A 21,215-nucleotide genomic window follows, 5' to 3' on the forward strand; every position below is an offset into this window, starting at 1 on the left:
GGCCCTGCAAGGGTGCCACGGCACACGAAACCGCGTTGGTTTTCTCAGGTCGGTTTCGTGTGCTGCATTTTTGACGCATTCATTTATTGGTATCGCATGAACCCCATCGTAATTAATCGGCTTCAACGGAAGCTGGGCTACACTTTTCATCATCAGGAGTTGTTGCAACAGGCATTAACCCACCGCAGTGCCAGCAGCAAACATAATGAGCGTCTCGAGTTTTTAGGCGACTCTATTTTAAGTTTCGTGATTGCGAATGCGCTTTATCATCGTTTCCCGCGTGTGGACGAGGGTGATATGAGCCGCATGCGTGCCACGCTGGTTCGGGGTAATACCCTTGCGGAAATCGCGCGCGAGTTTGAACTGGGCGAATGTCTGCGTCTTGGACCGGGTGAACTGAAAAGCGGCGGCTTCCGTCGTGAATCTATTCTTGCCGATACGGTCGAAGCATTAATTGGTGGTGTGTTCCTGGACAGCGATATCCAGACCGTAGAAAAGCTGATCCTGAACTGGTATCAGACCCGTCTGGACGAAATCAGCCCGGGCGATAAACAAAAAGATCCGAAAACGCGTCTGCAGGAATATTTGCAGGGTCGTCATCTGCCGCTGCCGTCTTATCTGGTGGTACAGGTGCGTGGCGAAGCGCACGATCAGGAATTTACCATCCATTGCCAGGTCAGTGGCCTGAGTGAACCGGTGGTGGGCACAGGTTCAAGCCGTCGTAAGGCTGAACAGGCTGCCGCCGAACAGGCGTTAAAAATGCTGGAGCTGGAATGAGCGAAGATAAAACCTATTGCGGATTTATTGCCATCGTCGGACGTCCGAACGTTGGCAAATCCACCCTGCTGAATAATCTGCTTGGGCAGAAGATTTCTATCACTTCGCGTAAGGCGCAGACCACGCGTCACCGCATCGTCGGCATCCATACTGAAGGCGCGTATCAGGCGATCTACGTCGATACCCCTGGCCTGCACATGGAAGAGAAGCGTGCCATCAACCGCCTGATGAACAAGGCGGCGAGCAGCTCGATCGGCGATGTAGAGCTGGTGATTTTCGTTGTGGAAGGCACCCGCTGGACGCCGGACGACGAGATGGTGCTGAACAAGCTGCGTGACGGCAAAACGCCTGTCATCCTCGCGGTCAACAAAGTTGATAACGTGCAGGAAAAGGCCGACCTGCTGCCGCATCTGCAGTGGCTCGGTAGCCAGATGAACTTTCTCGACATCGTTCCGCTGTCTGCTGAGACCGGCCTGAACGTTGATACCATCGCGGGCATCGTGCGTAAGCATCTGCCGGAAGCGATTCATCACTTCCCGGAAGACTACATCACCGATCGCTCTCAGCGCTTTATGGCGTCTGAAATCATCCGTGAAAAGCTGATGCGTTTCCTGGGTGCTGAACTGCCTTACTCCGTAACGGTGGAGATCGAGCGTTTCCAGACCAACGAGCGCGGTGGCTACGATATCAACGGCCTGATCCTCGTTGAGCGCGAAGGGCAGAAGAAAATGGTGATCGGCAACAAAGGGGCCAAGATCAAAACCATCGGCATTGAAGCCCGTAAGGACATGATGGAGATGTTCGAAGCGCCGGTTCACCTCGAACTGTGGGTGAAAGTGAAATCTGGCTGGGCCGATGATGAGCGTGCTCTGCGCAGCCTCGGTTACGGCGAAGACCAGTAACTTAAGACGACGAGCATATGGATGGATGGCAGCGCGCCTTTGTCCTGCATAGTCGTCCCTGGAGCGAAACCAGCCTTATGCTGGACGTCTTCACGGAAGAGTCGGGCCGCGTGCGCCTTGTTGCGAAAGGCGCACGTTCCAAACGTTCTAACCTGAAAGGTGCCCTACAGCCTTTCACGCCGCTGCTGGTACGCTTCGGTGGGCGAGGGGAAGTGAAAACCCTGCGCAGCGCTGAAGCCGTCTCCCTGGCGCTTCCTCTTTCCGGCATCACGCTCTACAGCGGTCTGTATGTCAACGAACTCATCTCACGCGTTCTTGAACATGAGACCCGCTTCTCTGAACTTTTCTTCGATTATCTGCACTGTATCCAGGCGCTGGCTGGCGGAACCGGCACGCCCGAACCCGCCTTGCGTCGTTTTGAACTGGCGCTGCTGGGCCACCTCGGATACGGCGTAGATTTTCTGCACTGCGCGGGCAGCGGTGACGAGATAGAAGACACCATGACCTACCGCTACCGCGAAGAAAAAGGCTTCATTGCCAGTATCGTGATAGACAACAGCACCTTTACCGGTCGCCAGCTCCGGGCGCTGTATGAGCGCGAGTTTCCCGATCTGGACACCCTGCGCGCAGCAAAACGCTTTACCAGGATTGCCCTCAAGCCGTATCTTGGCGGCAAGCCCTTAAAGAGCCGCGAATTATTCAGGCAGTTTGTGCCGAAACGTTAATGTTTTACCCCTCACCCCAGCCCTCTCCCGGAGGGAAGAGGGGAAGAGAAATGAACCAAAATACCGAGGATTGTCATGGCTGAATTACTGTTAGGCGTCAACATCGACCACATCGCCACGCTGCGTAATGCGCGCGGCACGGCGTATCCCGATCCGGTTCAGGCGGCGTTTATCGCTGAACAGGCTGGCGCTGACGGCATTACCGTTCACCTGCGTGAAGACCGTCGCCATATCACCGATCGCGACGTGCGCATTCTGCGTCAGACGCTGGACACCCGTATGAATCTGGAGATGGCGGTCACCGAAGAGATGCTGGCGATTGCCTGCGAGACCCAGCCGCATTTCTGCTGCCTGGTGCCGGAAAAACGCCAGGAAGTAACCACCGAAGGCGGTCTGGATGTGGCCGGTCAGCTCGACAAAATGCGCGATGCCTGCAAGCGCCTGGCGGATGCCGGTATCCTGGTTTCTCTGTTTATCGACGCCGATTTCGCCCAGATTAAAGCGGCGGCCGACGTGGGCGCACCGTATATCGAAATCCACACCGGCTGCTATGCCGATGCCAAAAACGACGCCGAGCAGGCCAAAGAGCTGGAGCGTATTGCCAAAGCGGCCACGTATGCTTCAAGCCTGGGACTGAAGGTTAACGCCGGTCACGGCCTGACCTACCATAACGTGAAGGCCATTGCCGCGCTGCCGGAAATGCACGAGCTGAACATCGGCCACGCCATCATTGGCCGCGCGGTGATGAGCGGCCTGAAAGAGGCGGTTTCAGAAATGAAACGCCTGATGCAGGAAGCGCGTCAGTAATGGCCATTCTGGGCTTAGGCACCGATATCGTTGAAATAGCCCGTATTGAAGCGGTGATCGCCCGTAGCGGCGATCGCCTCGCAAGACGCGTTCTGAGCGATAACGAGTGGGCCATCTGGGAAGCGCATCAGCAGCCGGTGCGTTTTCTGGCAAAGCGCTTTGCGGTAAAAGAGGCGGCGGCCAAAGCCTTCGGGACCGGCATTCGTAACGGCCTGGCGTTTAATCAGTTCGAAGTGTTTAACGATGAGCTGGGCAAACCGAGCCTGCGTCTGTGGGGAGAAGCGCAAAAGCTGGCGGAAAAGCTGGGGGTGAATCACATGCACGTGACGATCGCGGATGAACGCCACTATGCCAGCGCGACGGTGATCATCGAAAGTTAAAGTTTGTCCGCGTGGTGCATCAGGACAAATTTATCCCATAGCTGCTCTTCGCTCTCAACGTGGGCCGGATCCTTCAGGATGGTATTCGGGATCGGGCACACTTTCTGACAGGTCGGCGTTTCATAGTGGCCGATGCATTCCGTGCAGCGGTCGCTGTTAATCTCATAAATGCTGTCGCCCATCGAAATCGCCTGGTTCGGGCATTCGGGCTCGCACATATCGCAATTAATGCATTTTTTGGTAATTAACAGCGCCATCAGGAAATTCTCAGAAACAACACAAACCGGGCGGGCATTATAAGCGTCAAACCAGTTTCTTTACCAGTTCTTCGCTGTGACGAATGCGTTCGGGCGCGCGCTCCAGATCCTGCTGCACCAGCGCCATAAACAGCAGGTCCGTCAGCATCATTTGCGCGCTGGTGGACGAGATAGCCGCGCTGCGCGTGGCCTGCTCTTCGGCAATGGTATATAAACAGCGCGTTGCCCGCTGCTGCAGGGCATTCGGGGTAAAACCGGTGATCGCCAGAATTTTACCGCCGACGCGCAGGGCCTCATCGGTGGCCATATTGATTTCACGGCGCTCGCCGGAGTATGAGATAGCCAGCAGCAGATCGTCAGGATCCATCGCCTGTACGGTCGCCAGCAGGGCGTGCATATCCTGCTCGACGATGGCGTTAAGCCCAATTTTCGTCAGCTTCCAGCCAAAGTTACGCGCCACAAGTCCGGACGCCCCGATACCGGTCAGGATGATGCGCCGCGCGCCGCGCAGCATCGCTACGCTCTCCAGCAGCTTCTCTTCCGTATTCACGTCGAGCGTCGCGTGCATAGCCGCCACGTTCTCTTTGATCAGCTTTTCGCCAACCAGCCGCATCGGGTCATCGCCGCGGATCTGATTATGCACCGGCATTGACTGCGGGTTGGGGTTGCTCACCAGCGCTTCGCTGATCGCCAGCTTGAGGGCGGGGAACCCCTTAAAGCCAATCTTCTGGGCAAACTTCACCACGCTGGACTGGCTCACGCCGGCTTCACTCGCCAGCTGCTGCGAGCTGAGGTGGCGTGCATGATCGGGTTGAGAAAGCAGAAAATCCGCCAGCTTTTTGTCGCTTTGGGCAAAGCCTGCATAACGCTGGCGAATGCGAATTAAACAGTTCATAGGGTCTCCTGGCGAAAATGTGATTATCTGCGCAAATACGAATTTTGCTCGCCTGAATGAATTTTATATTCCATTATAGTGTGATTATTATGAATTAAAAATTCTTGAGGTACAAAAATGAATCTTGGCTCACTTGTTTCTGAAACGCGTAACCCACAAACCATGGATCTGGATGCGCTCTCCACCCTGGAGCTGGTTAACCGCTTTAATCAACAGGATACGCTGGTCGCGCAGGCAGTGAAAGAGACTTTACCCGAGGTGGCGAAAGCGGTCGATGCGGCGGCGGAAGCCCTTAAGGCCGGCGGTCGCATTATCTACATGGGAGCGGGCACCAGCGGGCGTCTTGGGGTTCTGGATGCGTCAGAATGTCCGCCCACCTTTGGGGTGCCGCACGGTCTGGTCGTTGGGCTGATTGCCGGTGGACCCGGCGCGCTGCTGAAAGCCGTTGAGGGAGCGGAAGACAATAAACAGCTGGGCGAGGATGACCTGAAAGATCTGAATCTGACCGCGAATGATCTGGTGGTCGGGCTGGCGGCATCCGGGCGCACCCCGTACGTCATTGGCGGGCTGGAATACGCCAACCGGACGGGCTGCACGACGGTCGCCATCTCCTGTAATCCGGGTTCCCCGATTGCGCAGGTGGCCGCTATCGCTATCTCTCCGGTAGTCGGGCCGGAAGCGCTCACCGGCTCCACGCGTCTGAAATCCGGGACCGCGCAAAAGCTGGTGCTCAATATGATCTCCACCGGCGCGATGGTGAAGTTCGGCAAGGTTTATCAGAACCTGATGGTGGATATGCAGGCCACCAACATCAAGCTGGTGGACAGAGCCTGCCGCATGGTGATGGAGGCGACAGGCGCAGGCCGTGAAGAGGCAGAAGCGGTGCTCAGGCAGACCGCTCACGATGTTAAACCGGCCATTCTGATGATCCTGAGCGGGCTGGATGCGGCGGCCGCGAGGGCCAAACTCGCTGCGCATAACGGCTTCTTACGGGCGGCATTAGAAAACTAACAGAGGCGTCTATGGACAAAACAGCAGCGCTCGCCAGCGATATCCTGCAGGGGATCGGTGGGGAAAAAAATATTCAGCGTCTCGAAAACTGCATGACGCGCGTGCGCGTCGAGGTACATAACGACGACCAGCTTGACGTGCCGCGCCTTAAGCAGCTGTCCGGCGTCAGCGGCTACGTGAAACAAGGGCAGCAGCATCAGCTGATCGTCGGGCCGGGGAAAGCGGCGCAGGTTGTTGATGCCATGCGCGCGCTGATGGGCGTTAGCGCGAGCGCGTCGATGGACGATGCGGAGCGCACCAGGGCGCAGGCAAAGGCCAAATACAAAGCCCCCATGAGCGATGCGCTGCGTCAGCTGGCAAACGTCTTTATTCCGCTGATCCCGGCGTTTATTGCCTCCGGCCTGATCACCGGGATCATCAACATCCTCAAGCGACCGGATATTGTGGGGGATTTCGCCACGCAGTATCCGAACCTGCTGGGGATTCTCGGGATCTTCGGCAGCGCTGTTTTCGCCATCATGAACATTCTGGTCGGGGTGAATACCGCGAAGGTGTTTGGTGGATCGCTGGCGATGGGCGGGGTCATGGCGGGCACCTTGTCCAGCCCGCAGCTGGCGCAGATCACGCTGTTTGGCGAGGCGCTCCAGCCGGGCCGCGGCGGGGTGATCGCCGTGCTGCTGGTGGTCATCCTGATGTGCTGGATCGAGAAAAGGCTGCGCGCGGTTCTTCCAGGCTCGATCGAGCTGATTCTCAACCCGCTGTTGACCACGCTGATTACCGGTAGCGTAGCGATTGTGGCCCTCCAGCCGCTAGGCGGGTGGATCTCTGAAGCCATCGCTCACGGTGCGTCTCTCGCTATTGACCGCGGCGGGCTGCTGGTGGGCGCTGTGCTTTCCGGTACCTTCCTGCCGCTGGTGCTGACCGGCCTGCACCAGGGGCTGGTGCCGATCCACGTCGAGCTTGTACAGGCGCACGGCTATAACGCGCTGCTGCCTATCCTGTCGATGGCGGGGGTGGGGCAGGTCGGCGCGGCAATTGCCGTACTGATGAAAACCCGCAACGCGCGTCTGAAAAAAATGATTAAAGGCGCGCTCCCGGTCGGACTGCTCGGCATCGGCGAGCCGCTGATTTTCGGCGTTACGCTGCCGCTGGGTAAACCGTTCCTCGCCGCCTGTCTGGGGGGCGCGGTAGGCGGGGCGCTGATCAGCTACTGGAAAGTCGCTACCGTTATCACCTTTGGGCTTTCCGGTTTACCGCTGGCATTAACCATCGTGACCGGAAAAGTGATGCTCTATCTGTTAGGCTATTTAGTAGCGGTGATCGCCGGGTTCCTGTTTACCTGGCTGTTAGGTTTCAACGATCCAGAGGAGTAAGGTTTGGCAAATCACGCGCGTCGCGTTGTCTTTTTCGACCTGGATGGAACGCTGCATCAGCAGGATATGTTTGGTACGTTTATGCGTTACCTGCTGCGGCGTCAGCCTTTGAATGCGCTGCTCGTGCTGCCGCTCTTACCGGTTATCGGGATCGCACTGCTGGTGAAAGGCCGTGCGGCGCGATGGCCGATGAGTTTGCTGCTGTGGGGATGTACCTTTGGGCACAGCGAAGCGCGGCTCAAGCAGCTCGAAAAGGATTTTGCGCACTGGTTTCGCGGCCACGTCGCCGCCTTTCCGGTGGTGCAGGCGCGCCTGACCAGCTACCTCGACGCTAACGATGCCGACATCTGGCTGATTACGGGCTCCCCGCAGACGCTGGTGGAGCAGGTCTATTTTGATACCCCCTGGCTTCCGCGCGTGAATCTTATCGCCACGCAAATTAGCCGCGGCTACGGCGGCTGGGTGCTGACCCTGCGCTGCCTGGGGCATGAAAAAGTGGTTCAGCTGGAAAAACGCATCGGTACGCCGCTGCGCCTGTACAGCGGCTACAGCGACAGCAAGCAGGACAACCCGCTGCTCTATTTTTGCCAGCACCGCTGGCGCGTCACGCCATCAGGCGAACTTCAGCAACTCGAATAGTCTTCTCTATAACTGGCGTGTATAATGCCGCCCGCTTTTCGACTGGAGTATCAGCCTTTGTCCAACCCTGTACGCAATCATGAATACTGGATGCGCCACGCGCTGACGCTGGCTCAACGCGCCTGGGACGAGGGCGAAGTGCCCGTGGGCGCGGTGCTGGTTCATAACAATCAGGTGATTGGCGAAGGGTGGAACCGGCCTATTGGTCGCCACGATCCTACTGCGCATGCCGAAATCATGGCGCTTCGCCAGGGCGGTCTGGTGCTGCAAAACTATCGCCTGCTTGATACCACGCTGTATGTGACGCTGGAGCCGTGCGTGATGTGCTCCGGCGCGATGGTGCACAGCCGGATCGGGACGTTGGTCTTCGGCGCGCGGGATGAAAAAACCGGTGCGGCCGGTTCGCTGATGGACGTGCTGGGTCACCCGGGTATGAACCACCAGGTGAAGACTATCGGTGGGGTGCTTGCACCAGAGTGTTCGGGGCTATTAAGCGATTTCTTTCGAATGCGCCGTCAGCAGAAAAAGCAGCAAAAGGCAGAATTGAAGCTGTCGGACGATTAAGCTCGTCCGGCGCCACGACCGGGTAGCTTTGAGCCAGCTGTTTGGCCTCCGTCGCCTCTTTCTCTTTCTCCAGCAGATACCCGACCAGGCTAATCTGATATTTACGGATATTTTCCACGTAGGTGTAGGCTTCATGTCCGCGCGCGTAGCCGTATGTCAGCTTGTTATACCATGGCTTCTGGCTCAGCAGCGGCAGGCGCTGCTTGACGTCTGACCAGCTGTCCGGGTTACCTTTCGTTTTGGCCGTCAACGCTCGCGCATCAAGCATATGCGCGTAGCCCATATTGTAGGCTGCCAGCGCAAACCAGATCCGCTCTTCTTCCGGCACCGTTTCCGGTACTTTGGCCATCATATCCTGCAGGTAGCGCGCGCCGCCGCTGATGCTCTGTTCGGCATCGGTACGGTCATTGACGCCAAGGCTCAGCGCGGTATTTTTGGTTAACATCATCAAACCGCGTACGCCCGTGGGCGACGTGGCCTGGGTGTCCCAGTGGGATTCCTGATACGAAATAGCCGCCAGCAGCTTCCAGTCAATCTCCTGGGCGTATTTTTCGAACAGCGGCTGCAGGTCCGGCAGGACGCTGTCTACTGCTCGCAGGAAGCTGCGGGTATCAACGTAGTCAAAGTCATCGCCGTGCCCGAGGTACTTCTCCTCGAGACGCGCCAGGGTACCGTCTTCATTGATGGTGTTGAAGAAATCAAGCATCGCGGCAGAGAAGGTCTGATCGTCATCAAGCTGGCTAAACCAGGTCACGGGCTGCTCGTCGGTGACGTCGAGCGCCACGGCGATTTCTGGATGCACCCGCTGGAACAGGCTGATCGCGACCGAATCGGCGATGGTGTAGGGTACCTTCTGATCTTTTACCTGCTCCAGCAGCTCCGTCGTGCCGAGTTTCGGATCCACCGTCCAGCTCAGGTCGGGATATTTCTTCTCCTTGAGCTCCCGCAGATCGTCAATCACCACGTGGCCGGGCGCAATCGTCAGCTGCCGATCGTTAATTGAAGCCAGCGAGCGCGGGCGCAGGCTCCCGACGCGGTAAACCAGCTGCTGAGAAACGGAGTAGTAGGTCGGGCCTGGCTGGTAGTTCTTGCTGCGCTCGCTGTTATACACCAGCCCGGCGGCGAGCATATCGGCATCGTCGTTATCGAGGTCGTCAAACAGCTCGTTGATATTCTGGCGGACGGTGATTTTAAGCTTCACGCCAAGATAGTCGGCGAACTGTTGTGCAAGTTCATAATCCAGACCAATGATTTTGCCGTTGACGTCGCTGTAAATCAGCGGGGAGTTGAGGGTACTGACGCGCAATTCCCCCCGCTCCTGAATGGCGGCGATACGGTTTTCGGCTTTGCCGAACCAGGGGATGGAAGGCCAGAGGGCCACTGCCAGCAGCAACGTTACAATGCCGATGAGCAGATAATTAATCTTTAATTTTTTCAATTAGTTAATTCTCTGCGACGCCGGTTGCCTCAGTTTGCTGTAGCCATGTTAATCATAAGGTTTGCCATTGAATGAGCGGCATTTTGCGTAAACTTGCGCCACTTGGCAACCAATTAGAGAGACAGGTCACATCTATTGTTAAATCTCTGTGCAAATTTTATTTCGACGCAAACGGTTTCGTCGGCGCTCAGGATTCTCTATAATGACGCCCGTTTTCCCCCCTTGCGCACACTGTAAGCGCCCCGGCGCTTCGAAGACGAGAGACTTATGATGGAAATTCTGCGTGGTTCGCCTGCACTGTCTGCCTTCCGTATCACTAAACTGCTGGCACGTTTTCAGGCGGCCGACCTTCCGGTAAGCAATATTTACGCTGAGTATGTCCATTTTGCTGACCTGAATGCCCCCCTGAATGCAGAGGAGCGCGTACAGCTGGAACGCCTGCTCAAGTATGGCCCAAGCCTGAGCAGCCATACGCCAACCGGCAAACTGATCCTTGCGACGCCTCGTCCGGGCACCATCTCCCCCTGGTCTTCCAAAGCCACCGACATCGCCCACAACTGTGGCCTGAGCCAGATTAACCGTCTGGAACGCGGCGTGGCGTACTACGTGGAAGCCTCTACCCTGAGCGACGCGCAGTGGCAGGCGGTTGCGGCTGAACTGCACGATCGCATGATGGAGAGCGTATTTGCCTCTCTCGATGACGCGCAGAAGCTTTTCTCTCACCATCAGCCTGCGCCGGTACAGAGCGTAGACCTGCTGGGGCAGGGCCGTCAGGCGCTGATTGACGCCAACCTGCGTCTCGGCCTGGCGCTGGCTGAAGACGAAATTGATTACCTGCAGGATGCGTTTGTTAAGCTCAACCGTAACCCGAACGACATCGAACTCTACATGTTCGCGCAGGCTAACTCTGAGCACTGCCGCCACAAGATTTTCAACGCCGACTGGATTATTGACGGCGAACAGCAGCCGAAGTCGCTGTTCAAAATGATCAAAAACACCATGGAGCAAACCCCTGACCACGTGCTGTCTGCCTATAAGGACAACGCCGCGGTAATGGAAGGTTCCGAGGTGGGCCGCTTCTTCGCCGATCGCGAAGCAGGGCGCTATGACTTCCATCAGGAGCCCGCGCATATCCTGATGAAAGTGGAAACCCACAACCACCCGACGGCGATCTCCCCGTGGCCGGGCGCGGCGACCGGCTCCGGCGGTGAAATCCGTGATGAAGGTGCGACCGGTCGTGGCGCTAAACCCAAAGCGGGTCTGGTCGGTTTCTCCGTCTCTAACCTGCGTATCCCGGGCTTTGAACAGCCGTGGGAAGAAGATTTCGGCAAGCCAGAGCGTATCGTGACCGCTCTGGATATCATGACCGAAGGCCCGCTGGGCGGCGCGGCGTTTAACAACGAATTTGGTCGTCCGGCGCTGAACGGTTACTTCCGTACCTATGAAGAGAAAGTGGACAGCCACAACGGCGAAGAGCTGCGCGGCTACCACAAGCCGATCATGCTGGCGGGCGGGATCGGCAACATCCGTGCCGATCACGTGCAGAAAGGCGAGATCGTCGTCGGCGCGAAGATGATCGTACTGGGCGGCCCGGCGATGAACATCGGTCTGGGCGGCGGGGCGGCCTCTTCTATGGCCTCCGGCCAGTCTGATGCGGATCTCGACTTCGCCTCCGTGCAGCGCGACAACCCTGAGATGGAGCGCCGCTGCCAGGAAGTGATCGACCGCTGCTGGCAGCTGGGCGACGCTAACCCGATCCTCTTCATTCACGACGTGGGCGCGGGCGGTTTGTCCAACGCCATGCCGGAGCTGGTAAGCGACGGCGGCCGCGGCGGGCGTTTCAACCTGCGCGATATCCTGAGCGATGAGCCGGGCATGAGCCCGCTGGAAATCTGGTGTAACGAATCCCAGGAGCGCTACGTGCTGGCGGTTGCTGCCGACCAGCTGCCGCTGTTTGACGAGCTGTGCCGCCGCGAGCGCGCGCCGTATGCCGTCATCGGTGAAGCGACCGAAGAGCAGCACCTTTCCTTAAGCGACACCCACTTTGACAACCAGCCAATCGATCTGCCGCTCGACGTTCTGCTCGGTAAAACGCCGAAGATGACCCGCGACGTAACCACCCATAAAGCGGCGGGCAAAGCGCTGGATCGCCAGGGCATCACCGTGGCAGAAGCGGTCAACCGCGTGCTGCACCTGCCTGCTGTGGCAGAGAAAACCTTCCTGGTGACCATCGGCGACCGCACCGTGACCGGTATGGTATCGCGCGATCAGATGGTCGGCCCGTGGCAGATCCCTGTCGCTAACTGCGCCGTGACCACCGCGAGCCTCGACAGCTACTACGGCGAAGCGATGGCTCTCGGCGAACGTACCCCGGTGGCGCTGCTGGACTTCGCTGCTTCTGCCCGTCTGGCGGTCGGTGAAGCGCTGACCAACATCGCCGCGACGCAGATTGGCGATATCAAACGTATCAAGCTCTCCGCCAACTGGATGGCCGCTGCCGGCCACCCTGGCGAAGATGCTGGCCTGTATGAAGCCGTGAAAGCGGTGGGCGAGGAGCTGTGTCCTGCCCTCGGCCTGACCATTCCGGTGGGCAAAGACTCCATGTCGATGAAAACCCGCTGGCAGGAAGGCAGCGAGCAGCGCGAGATGACCTCTCCGCTGTCGCTGGTCATCACCGCGTTTGCCCGCGTGGAAGACGTGCGTCACACCGTTACGCCGCAGCTTGCGACCGAAGACAACGCCCTGCTGCTGATTGACCTGGGTAAAGGCCACAACGCGCTGGGTGCTACCGCGCTGGCGCAGGTTTACCGCCAGCTCGGCGATAAGCCAGCCGACGTGCGTGACGTGGCCCAGCTGAAAGGCTTCTACGACGCGATTCAGGCGCTGGTGGCGCAGCGTAAGCTGCTGGCCTACCACGACCGTTCCGACGGCGGCCTGCTGGTGACCCTGGCAGAGATGGCCTTCACCGGCCACTGTGGCGTGGAAGCGAACATTGCGACGCTGGGCGAAGACCGTCTGGCGGCGCTGTTCAACGAAGAGCTGGGCGCCGTGATTCAGGTGCGCGCGGCGGATCGCGACGCGGTTGAAGCGATTCTGGCGAAGCACGGTCTGGCAGACTGCGTGCACTATCTGGGTAAAGCCGTTCAGGGCGACCGCTTCGTGATTGAAGCAGACGGTCACGCGGTATTCAGCGAAAGCCGCACCACGCTGCGCATGTGGTGGGCGGAAACCACCTGGCAGATGCAGCGCCTGCGTGATAACCCGGAATGTGCCGATCAGGAGCATAACGCGAAAGCGAATGACCAGGATCCAGGCCTGAACGTGAAGCTCTCCTTCGACATTAACGAAGATATCGCTGCGCCGTACATTGCGACCGGCGCGCGTCCAAAAGTGGCCGTGCTGCGCGAGCAGGGCGTCAACTCCCACGTTGAGATGGCGGCTGCCTTCCACCGCGCGGGCTTTGACGCTATCGACGTCCACATGAGCGACCTGCTGGCCGGACGTACCGGTCTGGAAGATTTCCAGGCGCTGGTGGCGTGCGGCGGCTTCTCCTACGGCGACGTGCTGGGCGCGGGCGAAGGCTGGGCGAAGTCCATCCTGTTCAACAGCCGCGTGCGCGACGAGTTCGAAACCTTCTTCCACCGTCCGCAGACCCTGGCGCTGGGCGTGTGTAACGGCTGCCAGATGATGTCTAACCTGCGCGAGCTGATCCCGGGCAGCGAAGCCTGGCCGCGCTTTGTGCGCAACCAGTCTGACCGCTTCGAGGCGCGCTTCAGCCTGGTGGAAGTGACCCAAAGCCCGTCTCTGCTGCTGCAGGGGATGGTCGGTTCTCAGATGCCAATCGCCGTTTCCCACGGTGAAGGTCAGGTAGAAATACGTGATGCTGCGCATCTGGCTCAGCTGGAGAGCAAAGGCCTGGTGGCGCTGCGCTTTGTCGATAACTTCGGCAAGGTGACTGAAACTTACCCGGCTAACCCGAACGGCTCCGCCAACGGTATTACGGCGGTGACCAGCGAAAGCGGTCGCGCGACCATCATGATGCCGCACCCGGAACGCGTGTTCCGTACCGTGAGCAACTCCTGGCACCCGGAAAACTGGGGCGAGGACAGCCCGTGGATGCGTATCTTCCGCAACGCGCGTAAGCAGTTGGGTTAAGTTTTAGCCCCACACCCTTCCAGGCCCGGTAAGCGAAAGCTCCACCGGGCTTTTTTATTTGTGTCGCAATTACGCGACAGACCCGTAATCCAAATGTCTCCAAAAGACGACATTTAACTCATTGATTTATATGTGGCAGTAAAGGTTCCCGTTAAGGTGTTGCTTAATAGCGACACTTAGCCTGGAAATCATTCAACCGATAATTAACAGGCTAAACGAGTAAAACTCATATATTTCAAACTGTTAATATTTTGTTTTGCATTCTGGCACGGGTGTTGCATAATATTAACCAGTGGCTCATTCACCTTCTTATGTCAGCCCCTTCGGGACGCGCTACATAAACTTCGAATGACGCACAAAAAGGTGCCTGCCGTCCAACTACTGATCATAGCGATGCTTTATCAGGCCAGGGCGAAACGTCGAGTTAGGCACCGCCTCATTCCATGACAAAGCCGGGTTTTTACCCGGCTTTGTTGTATCTGAAGGGCAGACTCAGTTACGCTCTGCGTAAATCCCCATTAAGAGAGTAATGCGTTGAAACGCTGGCCCGTTTTCCCCCGCTCCCTGCGGCAGCTCGTCATGATGGCCTTCCTGCTGATCCTGCTGCCGCTGCTGATCCTTGCCTGGCAGGCGTGGCAAAGCCTGAACGCGCTGAGCGCGCAGGCGGCTTTGACCAACCGCACGACACTCATCGACGCCAGACGCAGTGAAGCAATGACCAACGCCGCGCTGGAGATGGAGCGTAGCTATCGTCAGTATTGCGTGCTTGACGATCGGACACTGGAAAAGGTTTATCAGAGTCAGCGTAAACGCTACAGCGAAATGCTGGACGCTCACGCGGGGGTCTTGCCTGATGACAAGCTGTATCAGGCGTTACGTCAGGATTTGAACGATCTCGCGCAGCTGCAGTGCAGCAACAGCGGCCCGGATGCCGCCGCCGCCGCGCGCCTCGAAGCATTTGCCAGCGCCAACACCGAGATGGTGCAGTCAACGCGCGCGGTGATTTTCTCTCGCGGCCAGCAGCTCCAGCAGGAGATTGCCGAGCGTGGCCAGTTCTTTGGCTGGCAGGCGCTGGTGCTGTTCCTGGTGAGCCTGGGGCTGGTTCTGCTCTTTACCCGCATGATCATCGGCCCGGTGAAGGGCATTCAGCGTATGATCAACCGTCTGGGGGAGGGGAAATCGCTCGGGGATACGGTAGCCTTTAAAGGTCCCCGCGAGCTGCGATCCGTAGGCCAGCGCATTATCTGGCTGTCCGAGCGCCTGGCGTGGCTCGAATCACAGCGCCATCAGTTCCTGCGCCATATCTCCCATGAGCTTAAAACGCCGCTGGCCAGCATGCGTGAAGGGACGGAGCTGCTGGCGGACGAAGTGGCCGGGCCCCTTACGCCAGAACAGAAAGAAATTGTCGAGATCCTGGATAACAGCAGCCGCAATCTGCAAAAGCTGATTGAGCAACTGCTGGATTACAACCGCAAGCTGGCTGACGGGGCGGTCGTACTGGAAAACGTTGAAATTGAGCCGCTGGTGGATATGGTGATCTCCGCCCACAGCTTGCCAGCAAGAGCTAAAATGATGCATACCGGCGTTGAGCTGAATGCGCCTGCGTGCCTGGCTGAACCCATGCTGCTGATGAGCGTTCTGGATAATCTTTACTCCAATGCGGTGCACTATGGTACTGAATCCGGTAACATTTATATCCGAAGTAATACGAATGGTTCACGGGTGTTTATTGACGTCGCAAACACCGGCTCCCCGATCCCCGATGACGAAAAAACCATGATCTTCGAACCCTTTTTCCAGGGGAGTCATCAGCGGAAAGGCGCGGTTAAAGGAAGCGGGCTGGGCTTGAGCATCGCCCGGGACTGCATACGACGCATGCAGGGTGAGCTAAACATTGCCGCGGACGAACGTTCAGACGTTTGCTTCCGTATCGAACTGCCCGTGAGCCGGAAAAATCAATAAAATGAATCTATGTCTGGTGAGTATGTCACACGTCTTTTTCCGCGCCGTACGCGCGGTGTTTTCCTGCAACACGCTTCGCCTGAGCCTGCCCTGTTTATTTCTGGCAGGGTGTGTTTCCCATGCGCCACAAAGTGCAATTAGCGATAAACAAGAAGATAAATGGCCCGATAACCAGCTGGCAGATTTCCTCTCAACCCGCTGTGACGACATCTGGAACCTGTCAGGACATGACGTTGAAAGCAACCCGCTGTTCTGGCTGCGTGGGATAGATTGCGCCCAGCGTCTTGCGCCGGTAGACGCCCGCTCGAAGGCGGCGATGCTGGATGACGACACCTGGCAGGACGCTTTCAAGCGCGGAATTTTACTCGCAGATGCGAAAATCACCCCCGTTGAACGCCGCGTCAATGTCACCCGGCTGGACACGTTTGTAGTCAATCTTCCTGTGCAGGTACGCCCGGTATACCAGCTCTGGCGCGATGGGCAGACATTACAGCTTCAGCTGTCTGAAGAGCGCTCCCGCTACAGCAAGCTGCAGCAGTCAACCGACAGCGAGCTTGATACGCTGCGTCAACAGCAGCAACATTTACGTACGCAGCTGGATACCACGACGCGCAAGCTGGAAAACCTGACGGATATCGAAAGGCAGCTCTCGTCGCGTAAATATCAGCCGGGGAGTTCATCCGCTGCACCGGACAGCGATACGCCGAAACAAGAGGATGTGAAGCATGACGAGCCGTAAACCTGCCCATCTTTTACTAGTGGATGACGATCCCGGACTGTTAAAGCTGCTGGGGATGCGTCTGGTGAGTGAAGGCTACAGCGTCGTGACCGCTGAAAGCGGGCTGGAAGGACTGAAGATCCTCAGCCGCGAGAAAATCGATCTGGTAATAAGCGACCTGCGGATGGACGAAATGGATGGTCTGCAGCTGTTCGCGGAGATCCAGAAGCAGCAGCCGGGTATGCCCGTGATTATCCTGACGGCGCACGGGTCGATCCCGGATGCGGTTGCCGCGACGCAGCAGGGGGTCTTCAGCTTCCTGACCAAGCCGGTGGACAAAGACGCGCTTTATAAGGCTATCGACAGCGCGCTGGAACACGCCGCCCCGGCGGGGGATGAAGCGTGGCGGGAGTCCATCGTCACCCGCAGCCCCATTATGCTGCGTCTGCTTGAACAGGCCCGGATGGTGGCGCAGTCCGACGTCAGCGTGCTCATCAACGGCCAGAGCGGAACCGGGAAAGAGATCCTGGCGCAGGCGATCCATAACGCCAGCCCGCGCAGTAAAAACGCCTTTATCGCCATTAACTGCGGCGCGCTTCCAGAACAGCTGCTCGAATCTGAACTGTTTGGTCACGCCCGCGGCGCATTCACCGGCGCGGTGAGCAGCCGGGAAGGGCTGTTCCAGGCCGCGGAAGGGGGCACGCTGTTCCTGGACGAGATTGGCGACATGCCCGCGCCGCTGCAGGTCAAACTGCTGCGCGTATTGCAGGAGCGAAAAGTTCGCCCGCTGGGCAGCAATCGCGACATTGATATTAACGTACGCATTATTTCCGCTACCCACCGCGACTTGCCAAAAGTGATGGCCCGCAACGAGTTTCGCGAAGATCTCTACTACCGTCTGAACGTGGTGAATCTGAAGATCCCGGCGCTGGCGGAGCGTGCGGAAGACATTCCGCTGCTGGCGAACCATCTTTTGCGCCAGGCGGCCGATCGCCATAAACCATTCGTGCGCGCGTTTTCCACCGACGCGATGAAGCGGCTGATGGCCGCAGGCTGGCCGGGTAACGTGCGCCAGCTGGTGAACGTGATTGAGCAGTGCGTGGCGCTGACCTCCTCACCGGTGATCAGCGATGCGCTGGTGGAGCAGGCGCTGGAAGGGGAAAACACGGCCCTGCCGACGTTTGCGGAAGCGCGGAATCAGTTTGAGCTGAACTATCTGCGCAAGCTATTGCAGATCACCAAAGGCAACGTGACCCACGCGGCGCGCATGGCCGGACGCAACCGCACCGAGTTCTACAAGCTGCTGTCGCGCCACGAGCTGGAAGCAAACGATTTTAAAGAGTAATGCCGTATGGTACTGTGAGCAATCGATTACGAGGCAGCTTACAGGCAAGAGTTTAAGGACCCACCATGAAAAAGATTGATGCGATTATTAAACCTTTCAAACTGGATGACGTGCGTGAAGCGCTGGCGGAAGTCGGCATCACCGGGATGACCGTGACGGAAGTGAAAGGTTTTGGTCGTCAGAAGGGCCACACCGAGCTTTACCGTGGCGCAGAGTACATGGTCGACTTTCTGCCGAAAGTAAAAATTGAAATCGTGGTCAGCGACGATATCGTCGATACCTGCGTGGATACCATTATCCGCACGGCGCAGACGGGCAAAATCGGCGACGGTAAAATCTTCGTCTTTGACGTGGCGCGCGTGATCCGTATTCGTACCGGCGAAGAAGACGACGCCGCGATTTAACAATGCCAACGGTTTTGTAGGCCGGGTAAGGTGCAACCACCCGGCGAAAAAAAAGCCCCTCGAACGAGGGGCTTTTTCATTACAGCACCTTATGGGGCCCGAAACATTCATAATGAATGTTGTCTTTGTTCACACCCAGCTCCACCAGCTGCTTCGCGGCATACTGCATAAACGCCACCGGCCCGCAGACGTAGAACTGCATGTCCGGCGCGCTAAACGCCCCTTCCATCAGGCTTAAATTCATCAGACCTTCGCTGTCAAATCGTGCGGCCGCGCGGTCTGCATCCGTCGGCAGGCGATACCAGGTGTGCGCGGTGAAGCGCGGCAGGGACGCCCCGAGCGTTTTCACTTCATCAGCAAAGGCGTGCACGTCACCGTTTTCCGCAGCGTGGAACCAGTTGACCTGCGCACCGTGGTTGGCTTTCGCCAGCGTATCAAGCATCGCCAGCATTGGCGTTTGGCCGACGCCCGCAGAGATCAGCGTAACCGGGGTATTCGCTTCAACGGCCATGAAGAAATCGCCCGCCGGCGCGGCCAGATGAACCACGTCGCCCACGTTAGCTTCGCTGTGAAGCCAGTTGGATACCTGACCGCCGTCCTCACGCTTCACCGCAATGCGGTAGCCTTTGCCGTTTGGCTTGCGGGTAAGAGAATACTGGCGGATCTCCTGATGCGGGAAACCTTCAGGCTTCAGCCACACGCCCAGATACTGGCCCGGCTGGTAATCGGCAACCGGCTGTCCGTCCACTGGCTCAAATTCAAAGCTGGTAATCAGCGCGCTGCGCGGCGTTTTCTCAACGATGCGGAAGGCGCGCGTGCCTTCCCAGCCGCCGTTCTTGCTGGCATTTTCGCTGTAGATCTGCGCTTCGCGGTTGATAAACACGTTTGCCAGCACGCCGTAGGCTTTCCCCCACGCGTCCAGCACCTCCTGGCCCGGGCTGAACATCTCGTCCAGCGTTGCCAGCAGGTGGCCACCCACAATGTTGTACTGCTCGGGCTGGATCTGGAAGCTGGTGTGCTTCTGCGCGATTTTTTCCACCGCGGGCAGCAGTGCCGCCAGGTTTTCAATATTGCTGGCGTAGGCCGCGATGGCGTTGAAAAGCGCTTCGCGCTGATCGCCGTTACGCTGGTTGCTCATGTTGAAAATTTCCTTGAGCTCCGGGTTGTGCGTGAACATGCGATCGTAGAAATGGGCGGTGAGTTTAGGGCCGGTTTCCACCAGCAGGGGAATGGTGGCTTTAACGGTAGCGATGGTTTGAGCGTCGAGCATGAGCGCATCCTTCTGATGTGACTTTAATGATGTATTTTAAATGCATCTTATAAAAAATACCCCTGCGTTGTAAATGGTTCTTTGCAAGATGAAAAATATGCATCACAAACCTGAAAAGAAATCCGCTGGAAAGAGCGAGAGCTTTATTCCTCAAACCCTTGCGTGGCGGGTAGGAAAACGTTTGCGTAAAATCGTTTGTCAAGACCTGTTATCACAGAACTAATCAGTTATACTGTTGCCCGTCGTCCAACAGGACTGCCTTTTCAGGCCAAAATTTACTTGTTAGCTGAGTCAGGAGATGCGGATGTTAAAGCGTGAAATGAACATTGCCGATTATGATGCCGAACTGTGGCAGGCTATGGAGCAGGAAAAAGTACGTCAGGAAGAGCACATCGAACTGATCGCCTCCGAAAACTACACCAGCCCGCGCGTCATGCAGGCGCAGGGTTCTCAGCTAACTAACAAATATGCTGAAGGTTACCCGGGCAAGCGCTATTACGGTGGTTGCGAGTACGTTGATATCGTTGAGCAGCTGGCTATCGACCGTGCGAAAGAACTCTTTGGCGCTGACTACGCAAACGTGCAGCCGCACTCTGGCTCTCAGGCTAACTTCGCGGTCTACACCGCGCTGCTGCAGCCGGGCGATACCGTTCTGGGTATGAACCTGGCGCAGGGCGGCCACCTGACTCACGGCTCCCCGGTTAACTTCTCCGGCAAACTGTACAACATCATCCCTTACGGTATTGATGAGTCCGGTAAAATTGACTACGAAGACATGGCGAAGCAGGCTAAAGAGCACAAACCGAAGATGATCATCGGTGGCTTCTCTGCTTACTCCGGTATCGTTGACTGGGCAAAAATGCGTGAAATCGCGGACAGCATCGGTGCTTACCTGTTCGTCGACATGGCGCACGTTGCGGGCCTGATTGCCGCTGGCGTTTACCCGAACCCGGTTCCACACGCTCACGTTGTGACCACCACCACCCACAAAACTCTGGCGGGTCCACGCGGTGGCCTGATCCTGGCGAAAGGCGGTGACGAAGAGCTGTACAAAAAACTGAACTCCGCTGTATTCCCAAGCGCGCAGGGCGGCCCGCTGATGCACGTTATCGCGGCAAAAGCGGTCGCGCTGAAAGAAGCGATGGAGCCTGAGTTCAAGGTTTATCAGCAGCAGGTTGCTAAGAATGCCAAAGCGATGGTGGAAGTGTTCCTGAACCGTGGCTACAAAGTGGTATCCGGCGGTACTGAAAACCACCTGTTCCTGCTGGATCTGGTTGATAAGAACCTGACCGGTAAAGAAGCTGACGCAGCCCTGGGCCGCGCCAACATCACCGTGAACAAAAACAGCGTGCCAAACGATCCGAAGAGCCCGTTCGTGACCTCCGGTATCCGTATCGGTTCTCCGGCCGTAACTCGCCGCGGCTTTAAAGAAGCGGAAGTGAAAGAGTTGGCTGGCTGGATGTGTGACGTTCTGGACAACATCAATGACGAAGCGGTTATCGAGCGCGTCAAAGGTAAAGTTCTGGATATCTGCGCACGCTTCCCGGTTTACGCATAATTCCTCTGCCTGGCAGAAATAAAAAAGGCCGCGCT

19 protein-coding genes are annotated in these 21,215 nt (G+C 57.5%); 15 read left to right on the forward strand and 4 right to left on the reverse strand.

Annotated elements, in window-relative coordinates; all coding sequences use genetic code 11:
• Positions 1-96: 96 nt before the first annotated feature.
• The 5 genes from rnc (at position 97) to acpS (ending at position 3,591) form a co-directional block, all read left to right on the forward strand.
• The gene (gene rnc, locus ADJ24_RS19590; RefSeq protein ID WP_003860711.1) at positions 97-777 is read left to right on the forward strand and encodes a ribonuclease III; all 681 of its coding nucleotides are present in this window, start codon (positions 97-99) and stop codon (positions 775-777) included.
• The gene (era, locus tag ADJ24_RS19595; RefSeq protein WP_023308847.1) at positions 774-1,679 is read left to right on the forward strand and encodes a GTPase Era; all 906 of its coding nucleotides are present in this window, start codon (positions 774-776) and stop codon (positions 1,677-1,679) included. The genes rnc and era overlap by 4 nt, the downstream gene beginning before the upstream one ends.
• Before the next feature lie 17 nt (positions 1,680-1,696).
• Positions 1,697-2,404, forward strand: coding sequence for a DNA repair protein RecO (gene recO / locus ADJ24_RS19600; RefSeq protein WP_023308846.1), 708 nt, complete (start codon positions 1,697-1,699; stop codon positions 2,402-2,404).
• Between the two features lie 75 nt (positions 2,405-2,479).
• Positions 2,480-3,211 (forward strand): pyridoxine 5'-phosphate synthase, encoded by a 732-nt coding sequence (pdxJ, locus tag ADJ24_RS19605; RefSeq protein WP_032659491.1) that lies wholly within the window; start codon positions 2,480-2,482, stop codon positions 3,209-3,211.
• A complete protein-coding gene (gene acpS / locus ADJ24_RS19610) occupies positions 3,211-3,591 on the forward strand; it encodes a holo-ACP synthase (protein WP_023294331.1) in 381 nt (126 codons plus the stop codon). The genes pdxJ and acpS overlap by 1 nt, the downstream gene beginning before the upstream one ends.
• Here the strand turns inward: acpS and ADJ24_RS19615 are convergent.
• Both ADJ24_RS19615 and ADJ24_RS19620 read right to left on the reverse strand, forming a co-directional pair.
• Positions 3,588-3,848: a YfhL family 4Fe-4S dicluster ferredoxin gene (locus ADJ24_RS19615; protein WP_008502177.1), complete on the reverse strand. Its 261-nt coding sequence runs from the start codon at positions 3,846-3,848 to the stop codon at positions 3,588-3,590. The genes acpS and ADJ24_RS19615 overlap by 4 nt on opposite strands.
• 46 nt (positions 3,849-3,894) lie before the next feature.
• A complete protein-coding gene (locus ADJ24_RS19620) occupies positions 3,895-4,743 on the reverse strand; it encodes a MurR/RpiR family transcriptional regulator (RefSeq protein ID WP_023308844.1) in 849 nt (282 codons plus the stop codon).
• A gap of 117 nt (positions 4,744-4,860) precedes the next feature.
• Here ADJ24_RS19620 and murQ point away from each other — a divergent pair, with 117 nt between their 5' ends.
• Genes murQ through tadA form a run of 4 tightly spaced genes read left to right on the forward strand, consistent with a single transcriptional unit; the run spans position 4,861 to position 8,330 of the window.
• Positions 4,861-5,754 carry an N-acetylmuramic acid 6-phosphate etherase gene (murQ, locus tag ADJ24_RS19625; RefSeq protein WP_023308843.1) on the forward strand — a complete coding sequence of 298 codons (894 nt, stop codon included), beginning with the start codon at positions 4,861-4,863 and terminating at the stop codon, positions 5,752-5,754.
• 11 nt (positions 5,755-5,765) lie between these two features.
• Positions 5,766-7,127: a PTS transporter subunit EIIC gene (locus ADJ24_RS19630; protein ID WP_048703445.1), complete on the forward strand. Its 1,362-nt coding sequence runs from the start codon at positions 5,766-5,768 to the stop codon at positions 7,125-7,127.
• Between the two features lie 3 nt (positions 7,128-7,130).
• The gene (gene yfhb, locus ADJ24_RS19635; RefSeq protein ID WP_023308841.1) at positions 7,131-7,766 is read left to right on the forward strand and encodes a phosphatidylglycerophosphatase C; all 636 of its coding nucleotides are present in this window, start codon (positions 7,131-7,133) and stop codon (positions 7,764-7,766) included.
• 24 nt (positions 7,767-7,790) lie between these two features.
• Complete coding sequence (gene tadA / locus ADJ24_RS19640; RefSeq protein ID WP_023308840.1) at positions 7,791-8,330, forward strand: tRNA adenosine(34) deaminase TadA; 540 nt, start codon at positions 7,791-7,793, stop codon at positions 8,328-8,330.
• Here tadA and mltF read toward each other — a convergent pair.
• The gene (mltF, locus tag ADJ24_RS19645; protein WP_023308839.1) at positions 8,218-9,768 is read right to left on the reverse strand and encodes a membrane-bound lytic murein transglycosylase MltF; all 1,551 of its coding nucleotides are present in this window, start codon (positions 9,766-9,768) and stop codon (positions 8,218-8,220) included. The two genes, tadA and mltF, sit on opposite strands and share 113 nt — an antisense overlap.
• A gap of 267 nt (positions 9,769-10,035) precedes the next feature.
• Here mltF and purL point away from each other — a divergent pair, with 267 nt between their 5' ends.
• The 5 genes from purL (at position 10,036) to glnB (ending at position 18,352) form a co-directional block, all read left to right on the forward strand.
• Entirely contained in the window at positions 10,036-13,923 is a 3,888-nt protein-coding gene (gene purL / locus ADJ24_RS19650; RefSeq protein WP_048703453.1) for a phosphoribosylformylglycinamidine synthase, read from the forward strand.
• Between the two features lie 534 nt (positions 13,924-14,457).
• Positions 14,458-15,885, forward strand: a complete 1,428-nt coding sequence (gene qseE, locus ADJ24_RS19655; RefSeq protein ID WP_023308837.1) for a two component system sensor histidine kinase QseE/GlrK — start codon at positions 14,458-14,460, stop codon at positions 15,883-15,885.
• 1 nt (position 15,886) lies between these two features.
• Positions 15,887-16,624: a two-component system QseEF-associated lipoprotein QseG gene (gene qseG, locus ADJ24_RS19660; protein ID WP_023308836.1), complete on the forward strand. Its 738-nt coding sequence runs from the start codon at positions 15,887-15,889 to the stop codon at positions 16,622-16,624.
• On the forward strand, positions 16,611-17,948 hold the full coding sequence (glrR, locus tag ADJ24_RS19665; protein WP_023308835.1) for a two-component system response regulator GlrR: 1,338 nt from the start codon (positions 16,611-16,613) through the stop codon (positions 17,946-17,948). Before qseG ends, glrR begins: the two co-directional genes overlap by 14 nt.
• Before the next feature lie 65 nt (positions 17,949-18,013).
• Positions 18,014-18,352, forward strand: a complete 339-nt coding sequence (gene glnB, locus ADJ24_RS19670; RefSeq protein WP_003860685.1) for a nitrogen regulatory protein P-II — start codon at positions 18,014-18,016, stop codon at positions 18,350-18,352.
• A 79-nt stretch (positions 18,353-18,431) separates the two neighbouring features.
• Here the strand turns inward: glnB and hmpA are convergent, their stop codons facing one another.
• A complete protein-coding gene (hmpA, locus tag ADJ24_RS19675) occupies positions 18,432-19,622 on the reverse strand; it encodes an NO-inducible flavohemoprotein (protein WP_023308834.1) in 1,191 nt (396 codons plus the stop codon).
• Positions 19,623-19,926: 304 nt separating this feature from the next.
• Between hmpA and glyA the strand changes: the two genes are divergently transcribed.
• Complete coding sequence (gene glyA / locus ADJ24_RS19680; protein ID WP_008502165.1) at positions 19,927-21,180, forward strand: serine hydroxymethyltransferase; 1,254 nt, start codon at positions 19,927-19,929, stop codon at positions 21,178-21,180.
• The last annotated feature ends 35 nt before the right edge of the window (positions 21,181-21,215 follow it).

Origin of the sequence: Enterobacter sp. 940_PEND (assembly GCF_001059415.1) — a bacterium.
Lineage (GTDB): Bacteria > Pseudomonadota > Gammaproteobacteria > Enterobacterales > Enterobacteriaceae > Enterobacter > Enterobacter cloacae_M.

Excerpts from the sequence above, each read along its gene's own strand:
- rnc (WP_003860711.1), top strand. The coding sequence starts at position 97 with ATGAACCCCATCGTAATTAATCGGCTTCAACGGAAGCTGGGCTACACT.
- era (WP_023308847.1), top strand. The coding sequence starts at position 774 with ATGAGCGAAGATAAAACCTATTGCGGATTTATTGCCATCGTCGGACGT.
- recO (WP_023308846.1), top strand. The coding sequence starts at position 1,697 with ATGGATGGATGGCAGCGCGCCTTTGTCCTGCATAGTCGTCCCTGGAGC.
- pdxJ (WP_032659491.1), top strand. The coding sequence starts at position 2,480 with ATGGCTGAATTACTGTTAGGCGTCAACATCGACCACATCGCCACGCTG.
- acpS (WP_023294331.1), top strand. The coding sequence starts at position 3,211 with ATGGCCATTCTGGGCTTAGGCACCGATATCGTTGAAATAGCCCGTATT.
- ADJ24_RS19615 (WP_008502177.1), bottom strand. The coding sequence starts at position 3,848 with ATGGCGCTGTTAATTACCAAAAAATGCATTAATTGCGATATGTGCGAG.
- ADJ24_RS19620 (WP_023308844.1), bottom strand. The coding sequence starts at position 4,743 with ATGAACTGTTTAATTCGCATTCGCCAGCGTTATGCAGGCTTTGCCCAA.
- murQ (WP_023308843.1), top strand. The coding sequence starts at position 4,861 with ATGAATCTTGGCTCACTTGTTTCTGAAACGCGTAACCCACAAACCATG.
- ADJ24_RS19630 (WP_048703445.1), top strand. The coding sequence starts at position 5,766 with ATGGACAAAACAGCAGCGCTCGCCAGCGATATCCTGCAGGGGATCGGT.
- tadA (WP_023308840.1), top strand. The coding sequence starts at position 7,791 with ATGCCGCCCGCTTTTCGACTGGAGTATCAGCCTTTGTCCAACCCTGTA.
- purL (WP_048703453.1), top strand. The coding sequence starts at position 10,036 with ATGATGGAAATTCTGCGTGGTTCGCCTGCACTGTCTGCCTTCCGTATC.
- qseG (WP_023308836.1), top strand. The coding sequence starts at position 15,887 with ATGAATCTATGTCTGGTGAGTATGTCACACGTCTTTTTCCGCGCCGTA.
- glrR (WP_023308835.1), top strand. The coding sequence starts at position 16,611 with ATGACGAGCCGTAAACCTGCCCATCTTTTACTAGTGGATGACGATCCC.
- glnB (WP_003860685.1), top strand. The coding sequence starts at position 18,014 with ATGAAAAAGATTGATGCGATTATTAAACCTTTCAAACTGGATGACGTG.
- hmpA (WP_023308834.1), bottom strand. The coding sequence starts at position 19,622 with ATGCTCGACGCTCAAACCATCGCTACCGTTAAAGCCACCATTCCCCTG.
- glyA (WP_008502165.1), top strand. The coding sequence starts at position 19,927 with ATGTTAAAGCGTGAAATGAACATTGCCGATTATGATGCCGAACTGTGG.